The organism is Helicobacter apodemus, assembly GCF_003097575.1.
In the GTDB taxonomy this organism is placed as follows: domain Bacteria; phylum Campylobacterota; class Campylobacteria; order Campylobacterales; family Helicobacteraceae; genus Helicobacter_D; species Helicobacter_D apodemus.
On sequence record NZ_CP021886.1, the window covers coordinates 2004645 to 2026482 of the forward strand.

General features: G+C 32.2%; 21 protein-coding genes. All 21 read left to right on the top strand.

What is annotated here, in order from left to right:
- Nucleotides 1–179: 179 nt before the first annotated feature.
- The 21 genes from flgH to CDV25_RS09875 all read left to right on the top strand — a co-directional run bounded on the left by flgH (nucleotide 180) and on the right by CDV25_RS09875 (nucleotide 21771).
- Nucleotides 180–890 (top strand): flagellar basal body L-ring protein FlgH, encoded by a 711-nt coding sequence (flgH, locus tag CDV25_RS09775; protein ID WP_414458053.1) that lies wholly within the window; start codon nucleotides 180–182, stop codon nucleotides 888–890.
- 58 nt (nucleotides 891–948) lie between these two features.
- Entirely contained in the window at nucleotides 949–2412 is a 1464-nt protein-coding gene (gene thrC, locus CDV25_RS09780) for a threonine synthase (protein WP_108911765.1), read from the top strand.
- Between the two features lie 3 nt (nucleotides 2413–2415).
- The gene (glyQ, locus tag CDV25_RS09785) at nucleotides 2416–3303 is read left to right on the top strand and encodes a glycine--tRNA ligase subunit alpha (protein WP_108911766.1); all 888 of its coding nucleotides are present in this window, start codon (nucleotides 2416–2418) and stop codon (nucleotides 3301–3303) included.
- Nucleotides 3281–4027 (top strand): Nif3-like dinuclear metal center hexameric protein, encoded by a 747-nt coding sequence (locus CDV25_RS09790; RefSeq protein ID WP_108911767.1) that lies wholly within the window; start codon nucleotides 3281–3283, stop codon nucleotides 4025–4027. The genes glyQ and CDV25_RS09790 overlap by 23 nt, the downstream gene beginning before the upstream one ends.
- A gap of 20 nt (nucleotides 4028–4047) precedes the next feature.
- A complete protein-coding gene (locus CDV25_RS09795; RefSeq protein WP_108911768.1) occupies nucleotides 4048–4761 on the top strand; it encodes a zinc ribbon domain-containing protein in 714 nt (237 codons plus the stop codon).
- 6 nt (nucleotides 4762–4767) lie between these two features.
- Entirely contained in the window at nucleotides 4768–5997 is a 1230-nt protein-coding gene (gene waaA / locus CDV25_RS09800; protein ID WP_108911769.1) for a lipid IV(A) 3-deoxy-D-manno-octulosonic acid transferase, read from the top strand.
- A gap of 25 nt (nucleotides 5998–6022) precedes the next feature.
- Nucleotides 6023–6769, top strand: a complete 747-nt coding sequence (locus CDV25_RS09805) for an RluA family pseudouridine synthase (protein WP_204161889.1) — start codon at nucleotides 6023–6025, stop codon at nucleotides 6767–6769.
- 65 nt (nucleotides 6770–6834) lie between these two features.
- Nucleotides 6835–7752, top strand: coding sequence for a branched-chain amino acid transaminase (locus CDV25_RS09810; RefSeq protein ID WP_034553087.1), 918 nt, complete (start codon nucleotides 6835–6837; stop codon nucleotides 7750–7752).
- 11 nt (nucleotides 7753–7763) lie between these two features.
- A complete protein-coding gene (locus tag CDV25_RS09815; RefSeq protein ID WP_108911771.1) occupies nucleotides 7764–8846 on the top strand; it encodes a prohibitin family protein in 1083 nt (360 codons plus the stop codon).
- Between the two features lie 3 nt (nucleotides 8847–8849).
- Nucleotides 8850–9524 carry a bifunctional phosphoribosyl-AMP cyclohydrolase/phosphoribosyl-ATP diphosphatase HisIE gene (gene hisIE / locus CDV25_RS09820; RefSeq protein ID WP_108911772.1) on the top strand — a complete coding sequence of 225 codons (675 nt, stop codon included), beginning with the start codon at nucleotides 8850–8852 and terminating at the stop codon, nucleotides 9522–9524.
- Between the two features lie 8 nt (nucleotides 9525–9532).
- Nucleotides 9533–10072, top strand: a complete 540-nt coding sequence (locus CDV25_RS09825) for a DUF2393 family protein (RefSeq protein ID WP_108911773.1) — start codon at nucleotides 9533–9535, stop codon at nucleotides 10070–10072.
- A complete protein-coding gene (gene pdxA / locus CDV25_RS09830; RefSeq protein ID WP_108911774.1) occupies nucleotides 10072–10998 on the top strand; it encodes a 4-hydroxythreonine-4-phosphate dehydrogenase in 927 nt (308 codons plus the stop codon). The genes CDV25_RS09825 and pdxA overlap by 1 nt, the downstream gene beginning before the upstream one ends.
- Nucleotides 10999–11175: 177 nt before the next feature.
- Complete coding sequence (locus tag CDV25_RS09835) at nucleotides 11176–13467, top strand: dynamin family protein (protein WP_108911775.1); 2292 nt, start codon at nucleotides 11176–11178, stop codon at nucleotides 13465–13467.
- Nucleotides 13460–15454 (top strand): dynamin family protein, encoded by a 1995-nt coding sequence (locus CDV25_RS09840; protein ID WP_108911776.1) that lies wholly within the window; start codon nucleotides 13460–13462, stop codon nucleotides 15452–15454. Before CDV25_RS09835 ends, CDV25_RS09840 begins: the two co-directional genes overlap by 8 nt.
- A gap of 46 nt (nucleotides 15455–15500) precedes the next feature.
- Nucleotides 15501–16313 (top strand): J domain-containing protein, encoded by an 813-nt coding sequence (locus CDV25_RS09845; protein ID WP_108911777.1) that lies wholly within the window; start codon nucleotides 15501–15503, stop codon nucleotides 16311–16313.
- A 9-nt stretch (nucleotides 16314–16322) separates the two neighbouring features.
- On the top strand, nucleotides 16323–17027 hold the full coding sequence (locus CDV25_RS09850) for a hypothetical protein (RefSeq protein WP_108911778.1): 705 nt from the start codon (nucleotides 16323–16325) through the stop codon (nucleotides 17025–17027).
- Nucleotides 17027–17866 carry an NAD(+)/NADH kinase gene (locus CDV25_RS09855; RefSeq protein ID WP_108911779.1) on the top strand — a complete coding sequence of 280 codons (840 nt, stop codon included), beginning with the start codon at nucleotides 17027–17029 and terminating at the stop codon, nucleotides 17864–17866. The genes CDV25_RS09850 and CDV25_RS09855 overlap by 1 nt, the downstream gene beginning before the upstream one ends.
- Nucleotides 17866–19419: a DNA repair protein RecN gene (locus CDV25_RS09860; RefSeq protein WP_108911780.1), complete on the top strand. Its 1554-nt coding sequence runs from the start codon at nucleotides 17866–17868 to the stop codon at nucleotides 19417–19419. The genes CDV25_RS09855 and CDV25_RS09860 overlap by 1 nt, the downstream gene beginning before the upstream one ends.
- Before the next feature lie 127 nt (nucleotides 19420–19546).
- Nucleotides 19547–20743 (top strand): putative RqcH family protein, encoded by a 1197-nt coding sequence (locus tag CDV25_RS09865; protein WP_239056368.1) that lies wholly within the window; start codon nucleotides 19547–19549, stop codon nucleotides 20741–20743.
- Nucleotides 20744–20746: 3 nt separating this feature from the next.
- Nucleotides 20747–21061 carry a hypothetical protein gene (locus tag CDV25_RS09870; RefSeq protein ID WP_108911781.1) on the top strand — a complete coding sequence of 105 codons (315 nt, stop codon included), beginning with the start codon at nucleotides 20747–20749 and terminating at the stop codon, nucleotides 21059–21061.
- Nucleotides 21062–21144: 83 nt separating this feature from the next.
- Nucleotides 21145–21771: a superoxide dismutase gene (locus CDV25_RS09875; RefSeq protein ID WP_108911782.1), complete on the top strand. Its 627-nt coding sequence runs from the start codon at nucleotides 21145–21147 to the stop codon at nucleotides 21769–21771.
- The last annotated feature ends 67 nt before the right edge of the window (nucleotides 21772–21838 follow it).

Here is a 21838-nt window from a genome sequence, read left to right on the forward strand (position 1 = left end):
AAATTATATGGTTTTGAGATTGTATCTATAAAATCTTTAAAATTAAGTATAAATAGTTTTTAATATTTTTAGGGGATATTAAAAATTATGGAATATGCTTTGCTTTAAAATATTTTTGAAATTTGGGCTTATTGTGAGAGCTACCATAAGGATATGTTATGCGATTTAAAAAGGAAATTATAAAAGGCTTGTTATTTTTTGGGGTAGCTTATATGGCTATTTTAAGTGGTTGTGCAAAAGTAGAGCCACAAATTTCTTTTAAACCTCCTGCGTATGTTGAAGAGCTACCCCCAAGGGAAGAAGAGGATAATTTTGGGAATCCCGGAAGCATTTTTGGCAATGGAGAGAATGCTTTATTTTCTGATAGGAGAGCTATGCAGCTTAATGATTTAGTAACGGTGGTAATTAACCAAACCGCTCAAGCAAGTTCAAGTGCTAATAAAAACCTTAATGAAACCTCTAATGGAACATTAAACGCACCTAGTTTAAGCTATAATGGTGCAAGCTCTAGCATAGGAAGTCTTGTTAATAGTATTAATAACGCTACAGGTTTTGGGATAAACCTTGGGAATAATACTTCAACTTTTAGCGGAACAGGCACCCAAAATCGTCAAGAAAGCTTTACTACTACCATTGCTGCAAGGATTATTAAAGTTATGCAAAATGGGAATTATTTTATTGAAGGAAGCAGGGAAGTGCTTATTAATGGAGAGAAACAGATAATCCGTTTAAGCGGAGTTGTGCGTCCTACCGATATTGCTAGAAATAATACTATTCAATCCCAATTTATTGCCGATGCAAAAATTATGTATGATACGCAAGGAGAACTTAAAAAGAGCACTCAAAAAGGCTGGGGAACACAACTTGTAGAATCCCTATGGCCATTTTAGGGTAATTTATGGGAATGTAAGATAGAATATTCCATTTTCTTGAAGAAAAGGATTTTGTGTGCAGTTACAAAAATTTGTTGGGACTAGAGGAGGAGATTGTTCTGTTAATTTTAAAGGTTGCGTGTTAAATCCTAATGCTCCCTATGGTGGGCTTTGGACTTTAGCAGATTTACCGAAGTTTTCAGAGGATGAGATACAATCTTTTATAAAAATGGATTATGAGGAATTAGCCCAAAAAATCTTTCAGTCTTTAGGATTAGATATACCACAAAGCCTTTTAGCTAATGCCTTAGCACTTTATAAGAAGTTTGATGATAAAAATACTCCCGCTCCGCTCTCTAAGATTAATAAGAACTTAAGTATTCAAAAGCTCTATTGTGGTCCAACAAGGGCTTTTAAAGATATGGCATTACAACCCTTTGGGGAGATTTTTAGTGCTTTTTTGAAAGATTCTTCTAAGGAATACCTTATTTTAGTCGCTACAAGCGGAGATACAGGACCAGCAACTTTAGAGAGTTTTGCTAATAAAGATAAAATCAAAGTAGTTTGTCTTTATCCAGAAGGTGGAACTAGTGAGATTCAAGCACTTCAAATGACAACTATAGCGGCAAAGAATATTAAAGTGATAGGCATAAAAGGGGACTTTGATGACACACAAAATATTCTTAAAAATCTTTTAAAAGATGAACAATTTCTTCAAAGTTTAACTCAAAATAATTTAGCCTTAAGTGCTGCAAATTCTGTTAATTTTGGACGCATTGCTTTTCAGATTCTTTATCATATCTATGCTAGTTTGCAAAGTTTTTCTTTGTATAAAAGACAAGCACATATTATTATCCCAAGTGGGAATTTTGGTAATGCTTTAGGGGCTTTTTATGCGAAAAATATGGGATTCCCCATCAAGAAAATTTGGATTGCCTCTAATGCAAATAATATTCTAACAGATTTTATAGAGAGTGGAGTTTATGATATTTCTTATCGGGTTTTACAAAAAACTTATTCCCCCGCTATGGATATTTTAACAAGTTCTAATGTAGAGCGCATTCTTTTCTTTCTCTTTGGAAAAAATCGGACTAGAGAGCTTATGGAGGATTTACAAAAGTATAAAAAATATGCCCTAAACCAAGAGGAACTAAAGTTATTACAGACTTATTTTCAAGCAACTTATTGTGAAGATTTGTATTGTTTAGAAAAAATAAGAGAATATGCTAATGCAGGTTTTATACTAGATCCCCATACCGCTTGTGGAATAAAAGCTTATGAGGAAATTATAAAAAATGATAATGAAGCCATTTGCATACTTTGTTCTACTGCAGAATGGACAAAGTTTGCTAAGACTTTGTCTCAAGCTTTAGGAATGGGAGATTTGGGAGATAAAGAATCCTTAGAAGCAATTGCGAGTAAATATTCCCTTACAATATCGCCTAATATTTTAGATCTCTTTAAGAAAGAGATAGTGCATACACAAAGCATTACTAAAGAAGAAGTGAAGCAAAATATTTTACAATGGCTAAGGAAGTAAGGAATGATCTACTTTTCAGATATTTTATTACAATTGCAGCAGTTTTGGAAAGAGCAGGGTTGTTTAATCTTGCAGCCTTATGATATTCCAGCAGGAGCAGGGACTTTTCATCCTGCAACTTTATTAAGGAGTTTGGATTCTAAGCCTTGGAGCGTGGCTTATGTTGCACCCTCTAGGAGACCAACAGATGGGAGATATGGAGAAAACCCTAATCGTTTAGGGAGTTATTACCAATTTCAAGTATTAATAAAGCCTAATCCTTCAAATATTCAAGAGCTTTATTTAAGGAGTTTAGAATCTTTGGGATTGGATTTAAAAAATCACGATATTCGCTTTGTAGAGGATAATTGGGAATCCCCAACTTTAGGAGCATGGGGATTAGGTTGGGAAGTTTGGCTTGATGGAATGGAGGTTACGCAATTTACTTATTTTCAGCAAGTAGGAGGGATTCCTTGTGAGCCAGTGGCTGTAGAAATTACTTATGGGAGTGAGCGACTTGCTATGTATTTACAAGGTGTAAAAAATGTTTTTGAAATTGCTTGGAATGAATCTTATACTTATGCAGATGTGCATTTACAGGGGGAATATGAGTTTTCTAAATACCATTTTGAAGTAGCCAATACTGCAATGCTTTTTGAGTTTTTTACCAAAATGCAAGAGGAGGGGAAAAGGGCTTTGGAGGCTAAATTACCTTTACCTGCTTATGATTGTGCTATGTTTGCTAGCCATTTATTTAATATTCTTGATGCTAGAAGGGCTATTTCTGCTACAGAGCGTCAAAATTATATTTTAAAGATTAGGGATTTATCAAAAGCTTGTGCAATGCTTTATAAAGAGCAAGAACAGGCAAGAATGGAGCGTTTAGAAAATGCAAAAAAAATTAAGGTTTAAAACCCAAGAAATCTTCGAATTTTTAGAGAGTATCACGCCTTTTAGCTATCAAGAGAGTTGGGATAATTCGGGTTTAATTCTAGGAGGATTTGAGCAAGGATTTAATAAGACTTATTTAGCCTTAGAAGTAGATAGAAAAGTTTTAGAATCTTTAGAGGAAGATTCTTTGCTTATTACGCATCATCCTTTGATTTTTTCTCCTCTTAAGCAATTAATTGAGGATTCCTATCCTGCTTCTTTAATAAAATTAGCCTTAAAGAAAAATATACAACTTCTTGCTATACATACTAACTTTGATAAAACGCATTTTGGGAAATATGTTGTTGGGAATATATTAGGGATTAAAGAATATATTCAAGAGGATTTTATTGTGTTTTTTGACTGGGAGAGAGATTTTTTTGCATTATGCCAAAGGCTTAAAAGTAGAATGGGAATTAAGCATTTAAAGGTTACACAATCTTATAATAAGAATTGCAAAAAAGTTGCTTTAGTAACAGGAAGTGGGGCTAGTTTTATCCGCTCTTTAAAGGGAGTAGATTGTTTCATTACAGGGGATATTAAATATCACGATGCAATGGAAGCCCTAGAGAGAGGCATACATTTAATAGATTGTGGGCATTATGAATTAGAATCTTATTTTGGTGAGATTTTATTTCCGATTTTGACAAAAAAAGGCTATGAAGCTATAATAACCCATTCAAAAAATCCCTTTAATTTTGTCTAAAATTTAATTTTGGAGTTGTTATGAATAAACATTTAAATCAATTAATAAAGATTGCTAATCTTGATAAAGAAATTGATTCTTTTGAACCAAGAATCCAAGAAGCTAAGAAAGAATTAGATATTCTTTTAGAACAAGAAGAACAAATCAATAGTGAAATTGAATCTTTACAAGGAGTGGCTAAAGATATTTCCCTTGCTATTGGAAAAAATGAAAATCATTTACACGAACTTTCCACTAAATTAGAAGAAATTGCTAAAAAAACAAAGCTTATTAAAACAGAAAAAGAACATAAGGCATTAAATTTAGAAGAAGAATTAGCCAAAGAGCAAATTACCTTTGCTAATGAGGAGATCGCTCGGTTAAATACGCTTTTAGAGAGCAAAAAAGATGCCATTAATGTTTTAAAAGAAAAGATTGAAAACAATAAAAAAGAGCAACAAGCTATTGAAACTAAGGTGCAAGGAGAGGTGGAGAAAGTAAAAGCAGAGCAAAAGGAAGTTTTCTCCCAGAAAGAAAAACTTGTTATCAAGATGGATCAAAAAATCATTTCTTTTTATGAAAAGATTAGAAAATGGGCAAAAAATACGAGTGTTGTTTCTATTTCTAGACAAGCTTGTGGTGGTTGTTTTATGCGTATTAATGATAAAGTTTATTCTGATGTTATTCGCTCTGATGATATTATTACTTGCCCTCATTGTGGAAGAATTCTTTATAACCAAGAAGAGACCGCTTAAAATTTAATGTATCTTTTTGTTTTTTGTTATTATGTTTTAGTGTCTTTAGTGCATTTGTGTGCTTTACCTATTCTTTTTTTACTCTCTTTTAAATCTAAATATGAAGAATCCCTTAAGAGACGTTTTTTTATTCCAGAGTTTTTAGAAGAGGGTGCTGATATTTATTGGATTCACGCTTGTTCTTTTGGTGAGATAAAGGCATTAGAGCCTGTTGTGGAGGCTTTAGAAAAGGCTTTAAAAGATAATGAAAAAATCTTATTAACTACTATAACACAAACCGGATTTACTTTAGCACAAGAGAATTATCCTAAGTGTATTGTCTGTTATTTACCTTTTGAGAGTTTTATTCCTTTTTGGATACAGAATCTTTCTCTTAAAGCTTTTGTGCTTTTTGAAGCAGAGTTATGGCTTATGCCTGTTTTTTACGCTAAAAAAAAGGGTGCAAAAACTTTTTTGATTAATGCACGTATTTCTTCTTTTGAAAAATACCAAAAAGGGAAGTTTTTTTATAAGAGATTTTTTTGCTATATCGATAAAATTTTTTGCCAAAAGAGAGGGGATAAAAGAAACTTTGAAGCATTAGGGGCTAAAGATGTTGAAGTATATGGTAATTTAAAGCTTTGTGTTAATCCACAAGTTACCCAAGAATACCCAATTCCAAATCAAAAAATATGGGTTATTGCAAGCACACACCAAAAAGATTCTACATTAGAGGAAGTTTTAATTTTAAAATCTCTCTTAAAGGTTTTGCCTAAAGACCTTGAAAGTTGTCCTAGAATCCTCTTTGTCCCGCGACATTTAGAGAGGATTGGGGGTATTCAGAAAGCCTTAGATGCACTTTTAAAATCCCATAATCTTCCTAATTTAGTTGTAAGCTCTAAAGTGGGAATAGAAAAGTCCTTGCATTTCCCTTTTGTTTTAATAGATAAAATGGGTGTTTTAAATAATCTTTATGCTTTAGCGGAGTTAGTAATTCTAGGGGGAAGTTTTTTGAAGGGTATTGGGGGGCATAATCCTATAGAACCAGCTTTTTTTGGAGTAAAACTTATTAGTGGTCCTTATATCTTTCACCAAAGAGCTTTATTTGATGGTATCCAAAATTATGTTTTATGCGATATTTCCCAACTAGAAAATGTGCTTTTATATGTAGATTGCTTATATCCCTCTTGCATTATTAAAAAAATAAAAATTTCTAGGATTATTCAAGCTTTGCGAGGTGTTAGTGAAAAGGCATAAGAAAACTCACCAAATTTCTCCTAAAATTGTAGTAAATGCACAAAAAGCTTATAAGCTCTTAGCTCTACAAGAGGGGATTTCTAATAATGAGGCTAAAGAGCTTATTGATAGAGGTTTAGTGAGTATTCAAGGGAAGCGATTAAAGATTGCCCGCTCTTTGCTTAATCCGCAAGTAAAATTCCAAATTCAAAAGATTCCCCATTCTCACATACTCTTTGAAGATACAAATATCCTCGCACTTTCTAAGCCCCCATTTCTAACTTCAGAGGAGATTGCAAGAAAATATCCCGCGTGGGATTTATTACATCGTCTTGATAGGGAGACAAGTGGAGTTTTGTTATTAGTTAAAAAAGATTCTAGTTTTGCTTTGAAAGCAAAAGAAGCTTTTAAGCAAGAGCGAGTTTTTAAAGAATATATCGCTATTGTAGAGGGAATTTTTAAAGAGGAATGTGAGATTGAACTCCCTTTGATGGCACAAAAGGGAAAGTTTGCTAAAGTGGTAGTTGCAAAAGATGGATTGAGGGCTTATAGTAAAATTACCCCTTTAGAAATTGAAGGAAAGAAAACAAAGGTTAGTATTCAAATAACAACCGGTAGGACACATCAAATAAGAGTGCATTTAGCCCATAAAAAGTATCCTATTCTTGGGGATACTTTTTATGGAGGGAAGCCTTTTAAACGTATAATGTTACATTCCCATAAAATTGCTCTTTTGGGGTATGAGTTTGAGGATTTACCCCCACAAGAATTTACTTTTAAAAGCAATTTGTAAAAATGAAGTTTTAAGGCAGTATCTGTTATACTCTCTTGTATTTCTTACAGAATGGAGAATCATTAATGAAGGAAGCAAAATCAATCTGGATGGATGGAGAGCTTGTTCCTTGGTTTGAAGCTAAAGTGCATATCTTAACGCATACCTTGCATTATGGTAATGGCGTGTTTGAAGGGACTAGAGCTTATAAAACTGATAGGGGAATGGCAATTTTTCGTCTTAAAGAGCATACTAAAAGGCTTTTAAATTCTGCAAAAATTGTCGCAATCCAAACCCCTTTTACGCAAGAAGTGCTAGAGCAAGCCCAAATTGAGCTTTTAAGGGATAATCATTTTACGAGTAATGCCTATATTAGACCTTTGATTTATTTAGGCTATGGTGTAATGGGTGTTTATCATAAACAAGCCCCTGTTAAAGTCGCTATTGCTGCTTGGGAATGGGGTGCTTATTTGGGTGATGAGGGATTAGAGAAAGGTATAGCTATTAAAACCTCTTCTTATACAAGAAACTCTGCTAGATCCCATTTTGGTAAAGCAAAGGCTATAGGGAACTATCTTAATTCACAAATGGCAAAATTTGAAGCTATTGAATGTGGGTATCAAGAAGCTTTGCTTTTAGATGATTGTGGAATGGTAGCTGAAGGAAGTGGAGAATGCTTTTTTATTGTAAGAGATGGAGAAATTATTACACCGCCTCACGATTCTTCTTTAGAGTCTATTACGCAAAATTCTGTTATTACTCTTGCAAGAGATTTAGGGTTTAAGGTAATTGAACGTAATATTACTCGTGATGAGGTGTATATTGCCGATGAGGCATTTTTTACTGGAACTGCTGCTGAGATTACTCCCATTTCACGATTAGATAGTCGTATTATCGGGAATGGTGGGAGAGGGGAAATAACAAAAACCCTTCAAGAATCTTTTTTTGATATTGTTTATGGACGCAATTCAAAATATAGCCATTGGCTAACTTATATTGATTAAGAGAGGTTATTATGCCAATTGATTTAAATGAGCACTTAAGACAGAAAAATAAAAATTATAAATCCCAGCAAGAAAATGGAGGAAGTAGTAATAATGAAGGCAATGGGGCTAATCGTAATTTTCAAAATTACTCTAAAATCCCATCTTTTAATATGCCAAGTGGTAAGAAAATGATGGTAGTTTATGTGTTAATTATCTTGATTGTATTATTATTCTTACTAAAACCTTTTACGATTATTAATAGTGGTGAGGTAGGGGTAAAAATCACTACAGGGGAATTTAGTCCTACTCCTTTACAGCCAGGGATTCACTTTTTTATTCCCGGAATTCAGAGGATTATTCCTGTAAATACTAAGGTTAGAATTGCGGAATTTATAAGTGCTGAAGCTTCTACTTTTAGAGGTAGGGATGAGGGAAGTTTAAAAAATCAAGCGATTAATGTTTTAGATTCACGGGGTTTATCTGTTTCTGTGGAATTAGCCGTGCAATACCGCTTAGATCCTCTAAGTGTGCCTCAAACGATAGCAACTTGGGGACAAAATTGGGAGGAGAGAATTATTACTCCTGTTATTCGTGAGATAGTTCGTAATGTTGTAGGAAGTTTTCCAGCTGAAGAATTACCAACTAAACGCAATGAAATTGCTGCCCTTATTGACCAAAAATTTAGAGAAAATATTGAAGGCTTGAAAAATCGTCCTGTAGAGTTAGTTTCTATCCAATTAACAGAAATAGTCCTTCCTATTGCCATTAAAGAGCAAATTGAACGCGTGCAAGTAGCAAGACAAGAAGCGGAGAGGGCAAGATATGAGGTAGAAAGGGCTAAACAAGAAGCAGAGAAAAAGGCTGCCTTAGCCAAAGGGGTTGCGGATGCTACTATTATAGAAGCTGATGCACAAGCAAGAGCTAATAGGCTTATTAGTCAAAGCTTAAATAGCCCTCTTTTGCAATTACGACAAATTGAAGTGCAAGGTAAGTTTAATGAGGCTTTACAAGTCAATAAAGATGCAAAGATTTTTTTAACACCAGGTGGTGTTGCTCCTAATATTTGGTTAGATTCAAAAGATACACAAAGAGCAGCTTCTATAGGGCAATAAAGCGTGAAAAAATTAGAAAAAATAGCTTGGGATAAACTCAATGGCTTAATCCCAGCAATTATACAAGATTATGCGACTAAAGAAGTCTTAATGTTAGCTTTTATGAATAAAGAGGCATTGGAGCTTAGTTTAAGCACTGGATATACACATTTTTACTCCCGCTCTAAAGAAAGGATTTGGAAAAAAGGGGAGCAAAGCGGACATATACAAAAAATTCATCAAATTTTTTTGGATTGTGATAAAGATAGTGTGCTATTGGAGGTAGAGCAAGTAGGTGTAGCCTGCCATACAGGTCATAAAACTTGTTTTTTTAAGACTTTAGAGGGGTCTTGTTCTTCTTATGAAGCCTTGAATACCAATCTTATTTATGGGGTAGTTGATAGGCTCTATCCTATACTCTTAGAAAGAAAAGATGCTAATCCTAAGACTTCTTATACTGCCTCTCTTTATCAGAAGGGTGAAAATGCCATTGCTAAAAAAATTGTTGAAGAAGCGGCGGAGCTTGGATTTTCTATAAAAGATAGAAAAAAAGAAGATATTATTTATGAGGCAGCAGATTTACTTTATCATTCTTTGGTGGGGCTTGCTTATTGTGATGTGAATCCTGATTTAATTAGACAAGAACTCATAAGACGTTTTGGTCTAAGCGGGATTGAAGAGAAGCAGGCAAGGGGTTAATTGAGTTTATGGATATTGTTTCACTAAAGGCTACCATTGCTTCTTTTATGGATTTTGCAGAATATTTTTCTTTGCCGGATTATTTGATTTTAACTAGTGGATTTTTAGTGCTTTTGCTTTTGCTCTTATTATTTGTTGCATTGCGTTCTTATTTTATAGTGGCCTTTGTAGTGTTTCTAGTAGGTTTGATTTTATTCTTTCTATCCCCTCTTGTTTATCAAGTTTTAATGACAAATGTTATTAGAAAGGTTGAAATTACTCTTAAATTTAACCAAAAGATGTATTATGATGATTCTTATTTTGTAGAAGGGAGTCTTGTTAATAAGGGGATAATTAAATTTAGAGGCTGTGTAATCTCGGTGAATTTTGTCCCCAAAGGTATTAAAAAACTACAAGCTTTGAGATATGAAATTAAACCAATTTATAAGCATTTACAGGTTTATGAAAATCCTCTAAATGTTGATGAAAAATTAGATTTTAAGATTCTTATACCATCTCCTAATCCTGAAGTTTTATATTCTCTAAATACAAGAGGTAGCTGTTATTAATGAAAATTGCCATTAGTGTTGGGGATATTAATGGAATTGGTTTAGAGATTTTACTAAAAAGTCATAAAAAGATTTCAAAAATTTGTCAGCCTATTTATTGTGTAGATGAGAAGCTTTTAAAACAAGCTGCGAAAATTTTAGGATTAAAAGATCCTAAGGATTTATGTTGTGTATCTCCTTGTTCTTTTATACCTTGCATTGAACCTGCCTGCATTACTAAAGAGAGTGGAGAATATTCTTATGCAAGTTTTTTAAAAGCTTTAGAGCTGGTAAAAGAACATAAAGTACAAGCTATTACAACTTTGCCTATCCATAAAAAAGCCTGGCAATTAGCTAATGTTCCTTATGCAGGACATACACAAGCCCTTAGGGATATTTTTAAACAAGAAGTGATTATGGTTTTAGGGTGCAAGAAGCTATATATGGCTTTATTTAGTGATCATATTCCTTTAAGAGAGGTTTTTGAAAAAATAACTTTTGAATCTTTGTTGAAATTTTTGTTGCAGTTAGCTCCTTTTATCCATAAGCCACCTTGTGGAGTTTTAGGATTAAATCCTCACGCGGGGGATTTTGGCGTATTAGGAGATGAAGAAGAAGTGATTAGGGAAGCTATTAAAAGAGCTAATGTTGTAATAGGCGAAGAAAGATTTATAGGTCCTTTAGTGCCAGATACTGCATTTGTTGGTAAGCATTGGCGTTATTATGTGGCTATGTATCACGATCAAGGGTTAATTCCGCTTAAAATGCTTTACTTTAAAAATAGTATTAATCTTACATTAAATTTGCCCTTTATCCGCACTTCCGTTGATCACGGTACGGCTTTTGATATTGCTTATTGCAATAAAGCTGATACTAAAAGTTATAGGAATGCTATTAAGGAAATAATTAGACACAATTTGAAAACAAAAGGAGGGGATAGAATATAAAACATAAACTAACTATTAAGTGAGTGTATGGTTAATGTTTCTTAAATTTTTATTGATATTTTGTGTAGCAATAGATTTCTTGTTTTAATGGGTGGTGCTAAAGGAATTTTTGTTATATTATGGTTTTGGTTTAAAATTATTAGTTTTAAAGTGTGATATTATTGAGAGTGAGGTGCTATGGAGGAGTTAGAGGAGTTTTTTAAAGAAGTCTATCCTTTAAAGAATTTGCATATTATGGATTCTAATCTTGAAAGTAGTAGCGATAAGGTGGCTATTATTCTAAGCTTAGATTCTAAGAATTTCCAAGTTTTTTGGGAAATTCCTATTTTATTACAATTTTATAGACAATATTTAAGAGATACCATAAGTTATAAATTGATTTTGCAAGTGCAATATGGATTATGTTTGCAATTACAACAAGAGAGTATTTCTAAAGAATTTGTAGAAACTATTTTGGCGAAATTAAATGTTTTATATGAAAAGGGATTGGTTGAAAATAAGCATTTTTTAAAAATGCAGGGTTTTTTGCAAGCTATTTTGGGGCGTAAAAGTTATGCAAAAGAATCTAAAATCCAATCTTTTTCTAGGGAATTTCAAAACTTCTTTGATGAAAGTCTAGAAATATTACAAAACCAAGCAAAAAAGATAGTGGCTAGTGATAATACTATGGAGAGAGAATTTGAAGTTTTATTGCAAAGGGCAAAAAATAAACATTTTTCTATTGGGGTAAGTGGTGTTTTAAGTTCAGGTAAAAGCACGCTTTTAAATGCTTTATTGGGTAAGGAAATCTTAGGGAGTTCAACTATTCCAGAGACTGCAAGTTTAACAATTTTAAAATATCATCAAATCCCTTATGCAGAAGTTACTTTTTGGAATAAAAGAGAATGGGAGATTCTTCAAAAGACTTTTGATTTAGAGATTTTAAGCGCATTAAAAGCACTCCCTAAATTTACACAAAGCTTACAAGAATATATATTAGAAGATTCAAAGATTATGCGGATTCCCTTAGAGGAGTTACCTGTTTTTACTTCTGCTAATCACCCAGATAAATTGTGTAATTTAGTAAAAACTATTACACTTTTTACCCCCTTAGAAACTTTAAAGAATAATGTAGAAATTGTTGATACTCCAGGTCTTGATGATCCTATTATTCAAAGAGAGGAAATTACTAAGAACTATATTAAGAGATGTGATTTGCTAATTCACGCTATGAATGCCTCACAAAGTGCTACCCAATTAGATATAGATTTTATTTTACAAACTTTAGAAACTACCAATATCTCTAGACTTTTGGTTGTTTTAACGCATGCTGATTTATTGGAGGAAAAAGAATTACAAGCAGCTTTGCAATATACGCAAGAGAGTGTTAAAAAGCAGCTTTTAGGGGTTATAGAGGAGCTAGATTTATTTATGGAGCGTCTAGATTTTATTTATCTCTCTAGCTATCCTGCTTTATTATGCCAAATAGATCCTAAGAAGGCTATGGAATTAGGATATAGTTTAGAAACATCTAATTTTGCAGCTTTTAAAGGTTATCTTGACAAAACCCTTTTGGGACAGGATAGTTTTCAATCTAAGGATATTATTTATACTCTTACACAAGGACTTATAAAGATTATTAAACAATATAAAGAGTATTTGCTTTTGCAAAAAGACTTGCTTTTTGCAACAGAGGATAGAATACAAAAAGTTATTTTAGAGGCGAAAGCACAAAGGCAAAAGGCTTTAGAAGCTTATAAGTGTAAGGAGCGAAATTTAGAAGAATGCAAAGAGCAAGTAGAGGAATATTTAAAGAGTTTAAAAGTATTTCTTACTCAAAAATTAGATGAAGCACAGAATATCCTTATCCAAAGACTCTTTGATGATATAATGTATGATTATCAAAGAAATAAAGTTCCAGATAATGCAAGGCTAGAGAATATTTTAAACCAAGGATTAAAGGATTTTTTAGTGGATATTTTACGCCAATACCAGCAAAGTTTGACTAAAAAGATTCTACAAATTCAAAATAAAATGCAAATTGTAAGTGATGGAGGACAACTTCTAAAATTCCATTTGAACGAAACGATGCTTATAAAGACAAAAAAGCAAATCTTAAATGCTATTATCCCTAAACTTCTTCAATATAATAAAAATCAATCAAGCTTACTTTTAGAGATGTTGCATTTAGCCTTTAAATCAGGATTTGGAAGCTTTATTGAGGAGATTTTAACGCAGAGCTATAGTCTCCAAGATGAACTCATTTTAGATTTTGATAAGACTCTAAAGGGCATTTTTGAGGAAATGAGTAAAGATATAAACACAAAAGATGAAATTTTGAATAAATCTTTAAGGGAGAATGCAGTTACGCAAGAACAAAAGATTTTAAAGCAAAAAAGCTTTGATGCTTTTGAGGGGCTTTTAGAAGAATCTTTAGAGATTTTTAGAGCTTTACAAATGTATGCAACAAGGGGTAAAACCTATGCTTGAAACCTATATAAAACAATGCCAAGAAATTTTAGAATCTAATACTAAAAGAACTCCTTTACAAAAGTTTATTTTTGAAATTTGTAAAAATTTAAATCCTAATGATTGTTCCTTAGAGTTTATACAACAATTGCAAAACCAACCCAAAGAGCCTTTGCAGATTGCTGTTATAGGGCAGTTTTCAAGTGGTAAAAGCACCTTTTTAAATGCACTTTTAGGGCAAAGTATTTTACCAACAGGTGTTACGCCTATTACTTCTAAAGTCTGTAAAATTTGCTATGGGGAGGAGTATGTTTTAGAAGTTTTGTATAAAGATGGTAGGAGATTTTTACACGATGTTGAATTTTTTCACTCTCTAAATAGACAAAATTCTGAAGATATTGATTATTTTTGTCTTTATGCTCCCCTTTTGTTCCTTAAGGGTATGAACTTTTTAGATACTCCGGGGTTTAATTCTCAAAACATTGAAGATACTTTAGTAACCCAGAGGATACTAGAGAATGTTGATGGAGTTATTTGGATAACTTTAATTGATAACGCAGGAAAAAATAGTGAAAAACTCTTATTAAAGGAGATGATACAACGTTATGCACAAAAAAGTCTTTGTGTGCTTAACCAAAAAGATAGATTAAAAAACGAAGAAGAGATACAAATAAGCTTGGCTTATACACAAAATGCTTTTGAAGGAATGTTTGCTAAAATCATTCCTGTATCGTCTAAAGAAGCTTTAAGGGCAAGATTAAATACCCAAAAGAAAATTTTAGAGAGCTTTTTTTTAAAGATTTCTCATCATATTGCTAACTCTCCAAAAACTCAAGAATCTTTGGGTATTTTTGAAGATTATTATTATAAAAAAAGAGAGGAAATCCAAATAGAAATCTCTCATTTAGGAGAGAATGAGAGCTTAATGGAGAAGTCTAATATGCCTTTAATCTTTGAATTTTTTAATGAAGTTATTAAACCACAAGCTAATGTAACAAAGGAATATCGTGTTTTAAAAAAGCTTAAAGAAATGCATATAAGGCTGCATTTGCAATACCATAAAATTTATCTTTGTTATGGGGGGCTACAAAAGATTTTAAGCAATCATTATCAAAATGTTTCTTTAAAGTGTCTCAAACACCAAGAACAAGAGCAAAAGAGGTTTAATGATATTTATGGGAATTTAGATTTACTCTTAGATGTTCTAGCGCAAAAAATTTATACAAGTTTAGAAAAAATACAATTTTCTTATGAAGTCAAACAAAAAGGAATCTTTACGCAAAAAACCTATAAACATACTAAAGAAACTTTTGTATTGCCCATAGAAAAATTGCAAATTTCTTTGCAAAATATTGATACCCAATTAGTCAAGGATTTTAAGGCTTTAAGTGTGCAAATTCGAGACTTCTATGGAGTTATTTTGGGTTTTATTTCAGGGTTTTCTAATGCCCTTAAGAAAGAAATACAAATATGGATAAATAAGGAGATTAAGAAGCAAGAGATTTATAAGTATGCTCCAAATAATCAAGCCTTAAAGAACTTACAAGAATTTTCACAAAACCATTATGAAACCCTTTTAGTAGATTTTTTTAGCAATGATTTAAAAGCGACTTCTTATTTGCAAAGTGAGTTATTTTTTCTTAGTCATTTTATTGGCGTTAATTATAATAATTGTATTACTTTGGTGCTTAATACTTTGGATTTAAAAATTAAAAATGCTTTGCAAAAATTTCAAGAAAACCCTATGGAGTTTGCACTTTTTGTGCCAACTTTAGAGAATATTCGTGAGATTTTAAACACAGCCTTTTGTTTTGAGCAGTTTCAGGCAAGGCTTTTTGGTCCTATGAATCTTTTAAAAAAAACCTATTCACAATTTAATACGCATCTTCAAGAGATTATTGAGGATAAAATAGCAAATATTGAGAGTGAAAAATGTGAAATTAAAGAAGAAATGAATACAATCTCAAAAAATTTGGGCAAAATTTCAGAGTTTTCAAAAGGAACTTAAGCTGCCTTGAAGTATAATAACTTTATACGGATCAAAGGACGATAATATGAAAGTAGAGCTCTTAGAGCCATACATTCAAGTTAGTATAGAAAAAGAATCACAATTTTTAAAACGTGCAGTGGATTTTGCATATAAGCATTTTTCAAAGGCTTATCGTCTCTCAAGTTCTGTTTTGATCTTAGATGATGGGGAACGTTATAAAAAAAATTATTTTTTGAATTGGGCATATCATGTTGCTATGCAAGATGAATGTAAGAAGCAAAGCGAAAAATTTGATACTATTTTAGATAGTAGCTATCTACCCATACGCATTAAAATGATAGAAAATAGAGCTATGTTAGAGTATATTGTTGTCTCTTTGCAGATTATTCAAAGTAACATTAGTAATTCTCAAGTTTGTTTAAGACTAAATCGTCCTAATCGTTTAGCAAAACGTTATTTGACATCCTTTTTTCAAGATTTTTTAATTAGTTATACAAAAAAAGAGATTTTCTTAGATTCAAGTAGCCCTTATTTTTGGGAGAAACTCATTACTATATTATCTGCTAAGATTATTCATAATATTGTTCTCGATTTTGATTATGAGACTTTTAAATCTCATAATACCTTTGAATGTTTTGAAGAATATTTGACACAGGAGGAGAAAATACTGAAAAAAAGTTATAAAATTTTGGGTTGTAGTTATAATGATACTTTTGAAATTATTAAGAATCGTTATGTAGAATTAGCAAAAATTTATCACCCTGATAATGTTTATGGGCAAGATGGTAAAATTGTTGAAGGTTATGCAGAAAAGTTTAGGATTATCAAAGAAGCCTATGAGAATATTAAGAGTAACTTTAGAAGAATAGCTTATTAAGGAGGCAAGATGGCAAATAATGGAATGGAGATAAGGTTTGAAGAAGAACCAAAGAGGGGTTGGAGCTTTTTATGGATTCTAATCTTTATTATTCTTTTGCTTTGTGCTATTGGTTTTTATTTGTTAAAACAGCCTTTTGGGCAAGATAGTGTTGCAAAAATTCAAAATTTTTTTATAGGAGAAACAGGAGAAGAGAATCTTTATGTTGAAGTTATAGAGGATACAAAAGATGAAGAGATTAAGCGATTACAATTTGCCCTAATGCAGAAAGAGCAAGAGTTAATGGAACTCGCTAATTCTATGAAAGGTGGTATTGGTGTATCATTTGAGCAAGATAGTAAAAGTGAAAATACTTTAACAAATATTCGCTATGTTATTAAACCTAAAAAACAAATTATTGCAGAGTGCTTTTCTATGGATATAGGAAGATGGGAGATTCCGCAAGGTTGTTTGCTTTCTATTGCGACAAAAGTATCTAAAGAATTAGAAGAAGATAGGCAAGTAGTAGCTTTTGAAGTGCAAGGAATTGTAGATACTAATCCTTATCGTGGATTATCTCCAGAATTAAAGCAAGAAGGTTTAGCGAGTTTTAGAGCAAGAGAAGCAATTAATCAGATTTATGCAAAAATACCTAATGCTACTGCCTTTGAAGGTCCTAGTATCCAAAGACCCAACCAAAGGGGTTATAGCATTAAAGCTTATTTTGTAGAATAATGGAGCCTATTCATACTATCGGCGTATTCTTACGCCCCCTTACACATTCTTTAAGACAATATTTTTTTGAATTTCAAGATTTAGCTACTTCTTTAGGGTTTGAAGTAGTTTTAGAATCCATTAGTGCAAAGATGATAGGGATAGAGGGTTTGGATTTTGAAAGTGTTTGTCATAAAAGCGATGCTTTGCTTTCTATTGGAGGGGATGGCACTTTAATTTCTGTCGCTAGACGCTCTTTTATCCACCAAAAGCCAATTTTAGGTATTAATATGGGGAATTTAGGATTTTTAACAGATTTGCAAAAAGAAGAAGTAGAAACCTTTTTTCCCCTTTTAAAGAGTGGAAATTATAATATTGCTAATCATATGATGTTAGAGGGGAGTATTAATGGGGATTGTTTTTTTGCACTTAATGATATTATTTTAAGGCATATTAATAATGGCTCTATGATACATTTAAGGGCTTCTATTGATGGAGAATATTTTAATTCTTATTATGGGGATGGTTTGATTATTGCTACCCCTACAGGTTCTACGGCTTATAATATTAGTGCCGGTGGAGCTGTGGTTTATCCTTTCTCTTATAATTTATTACTTACTCCTATTTGCCCTCATTCTCTCACACAAAGACCTTTGGTTTTGCCCGGGGAATTTGAAGTGGATATAGAAGTGGGGAATAATGAGGAATGTAATGTTGTTATTGATGGGCAAGAAAATAAACTTTTAAAGCCTAATCAATGTATTCATATTAAGGCTTTAAAAAGTGGAGTAAAACTTATCCATAATCCCCATTGGAATTATTTTAAAATTCTTCGTCAAAAATTCCATTGGGGGGAATAATGCAAAAATTGCTACTCCATAAAATTTCAATTTTTAACTCCCCAGCTTTTAAAGAAGTATCCTTTGAACCTAGTGCTTATTTTAATGTTTTTAGTGGTGCAAGTGGGGCTGGTAAATCCGTGTTGATGGAATCCATTTTAGCCCTTTTTGGATTAAGGGAGTGCAATGCCTCTAAATTGGAAGCTTACTTGGAGTTAGAAGGAGTATCTGAAGAATTTAGCGATTTAATTGATGAAGGAGAAGTTGTTTTAAGTATTATAAAAAAAGAAAAAGTGAGCTATTTTCTTAATGCTCAAAAAATTCCTAAAAAAAAGATTCAAGAGTTATTTGCTCCTTTTTTAAAACATTTAGCGACAAAGAGAGGTGAAGAGTTAAGTCAGGAAAATTTACTCTTTATTTTAGATGGTTATTGTGAGTTTAGAAGTAGTATCCATCAACAAAAGCTTAATAATTATCGTCAAAGTTTCATACAATACCAAAAAAGTAAAAAAAAATTAGAGGCTTTAGAGCGGGAAACCTTACAAATTTATGAGCTTAAGGAGTTTGTGCGTTTTGAAATTGACAAGCTAGAAGCTCTATCTCCTAAAGAGGGGGAGTATGAGGAGCTTTTAGCACTTAAAAAAGCTATTTCAAAAAAAGAGAAAATCGCACAAAGTATCCAAGAAGTTTCAGAAATCTTAAATCATAGCCATAAAATTTCAAACTTCTTAGAGCTTGTTGGTGAATCCAATAGTCCTATTTTAGAATCTTTAAATGAACTTGAATTAATCTGTGAGAGAGAAAAGGAATATTTAGCAGAATTACAAGAGAGCAATATCGACACAATTCTAAATCGTTTGGAGGAATTAAGCTCTTTAAAGCATAGATATGGAGGAGTTAAGGAGGCATTAGAATATTTAGAAAACAAAAGGCAAGAATTACAAAAATACGAAAATATCGAGCAGGACTTAAAGGAGGCAAAAAACGCTTTCAAGGAAGCCAAAGCATTATTATCCCAACATACACAAATGCTTCTAAGCTCTAGAAAAGAACATTTAGAGGATTTTAATAAGGATTTAAATGAGATTTTAATAATGCTTAAAATGCCACAAGTAAAAATAGAGATTCTTTATGAGATTTTAGAAGAATCTTTGGGGGATTTTTTTCTTTCAATGATTTTTCCGCCTAATACTGCATTAAAAAACCTTAGTGCCGGAGAGGTTAATCGTTTAAGACTTGCTTTGCTACTTATTCAAAATACCGAAGTTAAAAACCAAGCCCTTATTATTTTAGATGAAATTGATGCTAACTTAAGTGGGGAAGAATCTCAAGGGGTAGCTTTGATTTTAAAAAAGCTCTCCAGTAATTTTCAAATCTTTGCAATTTCTCATCAACCGCATATGCCAAGTGTGGCAACAAAACATTTTTTGGTGCAAAAACAAGTAGCAACATCAGGAATTATAGAATTAGATAAGGCAGGCAGGATTGAAGAAATCGCGAGGATGATAAGTGGAAAAGACATTACTAAAGAAGCAATAGATTTTGCAACACGATGCCTTAAAGATATAGAATGAATTTAAATCTTTTAAAGAGATTTTCCTCCTTTTTAAACGATAAAACCCCCTTAAGCTTCGTCTCATTAAACGTATAGGGGATAATCTTTTTAAATTAGATATTGCAGGGAGTATCTTTTATTTTGATTTGAGTAAAGGAAAAAGTGGTATTTTTGTTACAGAGGATTTATTGCTCTCTCCTAAGAGCTATAATGCACCTTTTGATAGGAGTTTAGAGAAATATTGTGTGAATGCTTTTATTACAAAAGCACAAGTTGATGGGGAAAATAGGATATTACAGCTCTTTTTAGAAACTAAGCATAGTTATAAGACTTTAGAAGTGATTTTACAAGCAGAATTTACAGGCAGGAATACAAATCTTATTTTACTCAATAAAGAGCAGGTTGTTTTAGATGCTTTGCGTCATATTACCCTCTCACAATCTTTTCGTGAGGTTCGCATTAATAAGAAGTTGTTACCGCTGCCACAACCTGTGTTTGCTAAAAAAGTTATGATAGAAAAAGAGGGGGATTTATTTGTAGATTTAAAAAATCTTTTTGTTTATAGAAAGCAAGAGGTTTTAGGGAAAAGAATTTTGAAAGTTAGTCTTTATATTCAGCAAAAAATTCTTCATCTTCAAGAGATTCTTAAATCTTTAGGGGACAAGGAATTATTAGAGCAAAAAGCTAAAGAGGAATTAGAATTTGGGAAAGTTATTATTCATAATCTTTATCGTTTTTTGGATTTTAGGGGCAAAGAAATTGTATTAGATGGGAAGCTCATAGTTTTGCCACCTAAGGCACATTCGCTCTCTCAAGCAGCTCAAATATTTTTTGAAAACTCTAAAAAACTTTATAAAAAAGCACAAAATATTTATATTCAAGAAAATCATTTGAAAGAAAAAATCAATTTTTATCAAAATCTCTTAGGAATGGTTCAAAATGTAACAAATATACACGATTTAGAAATTTTAGATTCCAATTTTCAAAAAGATATTAAGAAAAGCAAAGGCGATAAGGCTTTTGAGAGCTTTTTTATCGAGGGTTTTAAAATCTCTATTGGGAAGAGTGAGAGAGAGAATATTGTCCTTTTAAAAGAGGCTAAAGCCGAGGATTTGTGGCTACATATTAGAGATATTCCAAGCTCACATTGCATTATCCATAGTGGAAAAAGCAAGATTCCTGATATAATAATTTACAAAGCAGCACAAATTTTAGTCGGATTGCTTAAAAGTTATGGTGGAAGTTATGAAGTTGATTATACAAAAAGGAAATTTGTAAAAATCCTAGAGGGTGCAAAGGTAGTGTATGCAAAGGAGCAAACACTTAAGGCTATAAAGGAGTAAAAGATGGCAGTAAATCCTATAGGCAATGTTACTTATATTAATCAAAATGCACAGGTTAATTCCACACAATATGCTAATTCCCAAGTAAAGGGAGATTTTCAAGCAATGGTCAATCTCCAGATTATGGAAGAAAAACAAAATGAGATTGAAGAGGTGCGTCCTACTGAAGAAACTCTAAAAAGTGATGAAGATGCAGAGGGACAGGCTAGAGAGAGGGATGAGGAGGAAAAGCAAGCTAAAGAAGATAAAAAAAAAGATGGGGATAATATAGAAGTGGGAGAAGATGGGAATATTAAACATTTAGATATTTCTGTTTAAAGAAATTAAAGTTTTTTTTGTTTTTTATTTTGTAGAATTTCTTTTAAGGTTTATACCTTAATTCTATATAAATAAGGAAAGTCATGTTTAAATTACGCACATTACCTTTTGGTGAAATTAAAGATTTTATTAGTAGAGAAACTTGTGAATTCCATTATGGGAAGCATCATCAAACTTACATCAATAACTTAAACAATCTTGTTAAGGGAACAGAGTTTGAATCTGCAGGGCTTTTTGATATTGTAACAAAGGCACAAGGTGGGATTTTTAATAATGCAGCACAGATTTATAATCACGATTTTTATTGGGACTGTATCTCTCCTAATGAAACTAAGCAAAGTGATGAGTTAAAAAATGCCATTAATGAATCTTTTGGAAGTTTTGATAAATTCAAAGAGACTTTTTTACAATCTGCTACAACACTCTTTGGTGCTGGATGGTGTTGGGTTGTTTATAATCCAAATTCTAAAAAACTAGAGATAGTCCAAACAAGTAACGCACAAACTCCTGTAACTCAAGGGTTAATTCCTATTTTGGTGGTTGATGTTTGGGAACACGCTTATTATGTGGATTATAGAAACGCACGTCCGGGATATTTAGATAAGTTTTTTAGCCATATCCATTGGGATTTTGTTTCTAAAGCTTTAGAGTGGGCTAAAAAAGAGGGTATGAATTCAGTGAAGTTTTATATAGACTCTTTACATGCTTAATATATACTTAAGTAGTTTATGCTAGAATACCACCTCATTGTGAGGGAGTAGTAAGCAAGAAATTTTC

What these genes read in the sequence shown, in the direction of transcription:
- CDV25_RS09835 (WP_108911775.1), top strand. Translation starts at nt 11,176, where the DNA reads ATGGAGGAGTTAGAGGAGTTTTTTAAAGAAGTCTATCCTTTAAAGAAT.
- CDV25_RS09850 (WP_108911778.1), top strand. Translation starts at nt 16,323, where the DNA reads ATGGCAAATAATGGAATGGAGATAAGGTTTGAAGAAGAACCAAAGAGG.
- CDV25_RS09815 (WP_108911771.1), top strand. Translation starts at nt 7,764, where the DNA reads ATGCCAATTGATTTAAATGAGCACTTAAGACAGAAAAATAAAAATTAT.
- CDV25_RS09825 (WP_108911773.1), top strand. Translation starts at nt 9,533, where the DNA reads ATGGATATTGTTTCACTAAAGGCTACCATTGCTTCTTTTATGGATTTT.
- CDV25_RS09870 (WP_108911781.1), top strand. Translation starts at nt 20,747, where the DNA reads ATGGCAGTAAATCCTATAGGCAATGTTACTTATATTAATCAAAATGCA.
- CDV25_RS09845 (WP_108911777.1), top strand. Translation starts at nt 15,501, where the DNA reads ATGAAAGTAGAGCTCTTAGAGCCATACATTCAAGTTAGTATAGAAAAA.
- CDV25_RS09855 (WP_108911779.1), top strand. Translation starts at nt 17,027, where the DNA reads ATGGAGCCTATTCATACTATCGGCGTATTCTTACGCCCCCTTACACAT.
- CDV25_RS09875 (WP_108911782.1), top strand. Translation starts at nt 21,145, where the DNA reads ATGTTTAAATTACGCACATTACCTTTTGGTGAAATTAAAGATTTTATT.
- waaA (WP_108911769.1), top strand. Translation starts at nt 4,768, where the DNA reads ATGTATCTTTTTGTTTTTTGTTATTATGTTTTAGTGTCTTTAGTGCAT.
- pdxA (WP_108911774.1), top strand. Translation starts at nt 10,072, where the DNA reads ATGAAAATTGCCATTAGTGTTGGGGATATTAATGGAATTGGTTTAGAG.
- glyQ (WP_108911766.1), top strand. Translation starts at nt 2,416, where the DNA reads ATGATCTACTTTTCAGATATTTTATTACAATTGCAGCAGTTTTGGAAA.
- CDV25_RS09810 (WP_034553087.1), top strand. Translation starts at nt 6,835, where the DNA reads ATGAAGGAAGCAAAATCAATCTGGATGGATGGAGAGCTTGTTCCTTGG.
- CDV25_RS09860 (WP_108911780.1), top strand. Translation starts at nt 17,866, where the DNA reads ATGCAAAAATTGCTACTCCATAAAATTTCAATTTTTAACTCCCCAGCT.
- CDV25_RS09840 (WP_108911776.1), top strand. Translation starts at nt 13,460, where the DNA reads ATGCTTGAAACCTATATAAAACAATGCCAAGAAATTTTAGAATCTAAT.
- CDV25_RS09795 (WP_108911768.1), top strand. Translation starts at nt 4,048, where the DNA reads ATGAATAAACATTTAAATCAATTAATAAAGATTGCTAATCTTGATAAA.
- CDV25_RS09790 (WP_108911767.1), top strand. Translation starts at nt 3,281, where the DNA reads ATGCAAAAAAAATTAAGGTTTAAAACCCAAGAAATCTTCGAATTTTTA.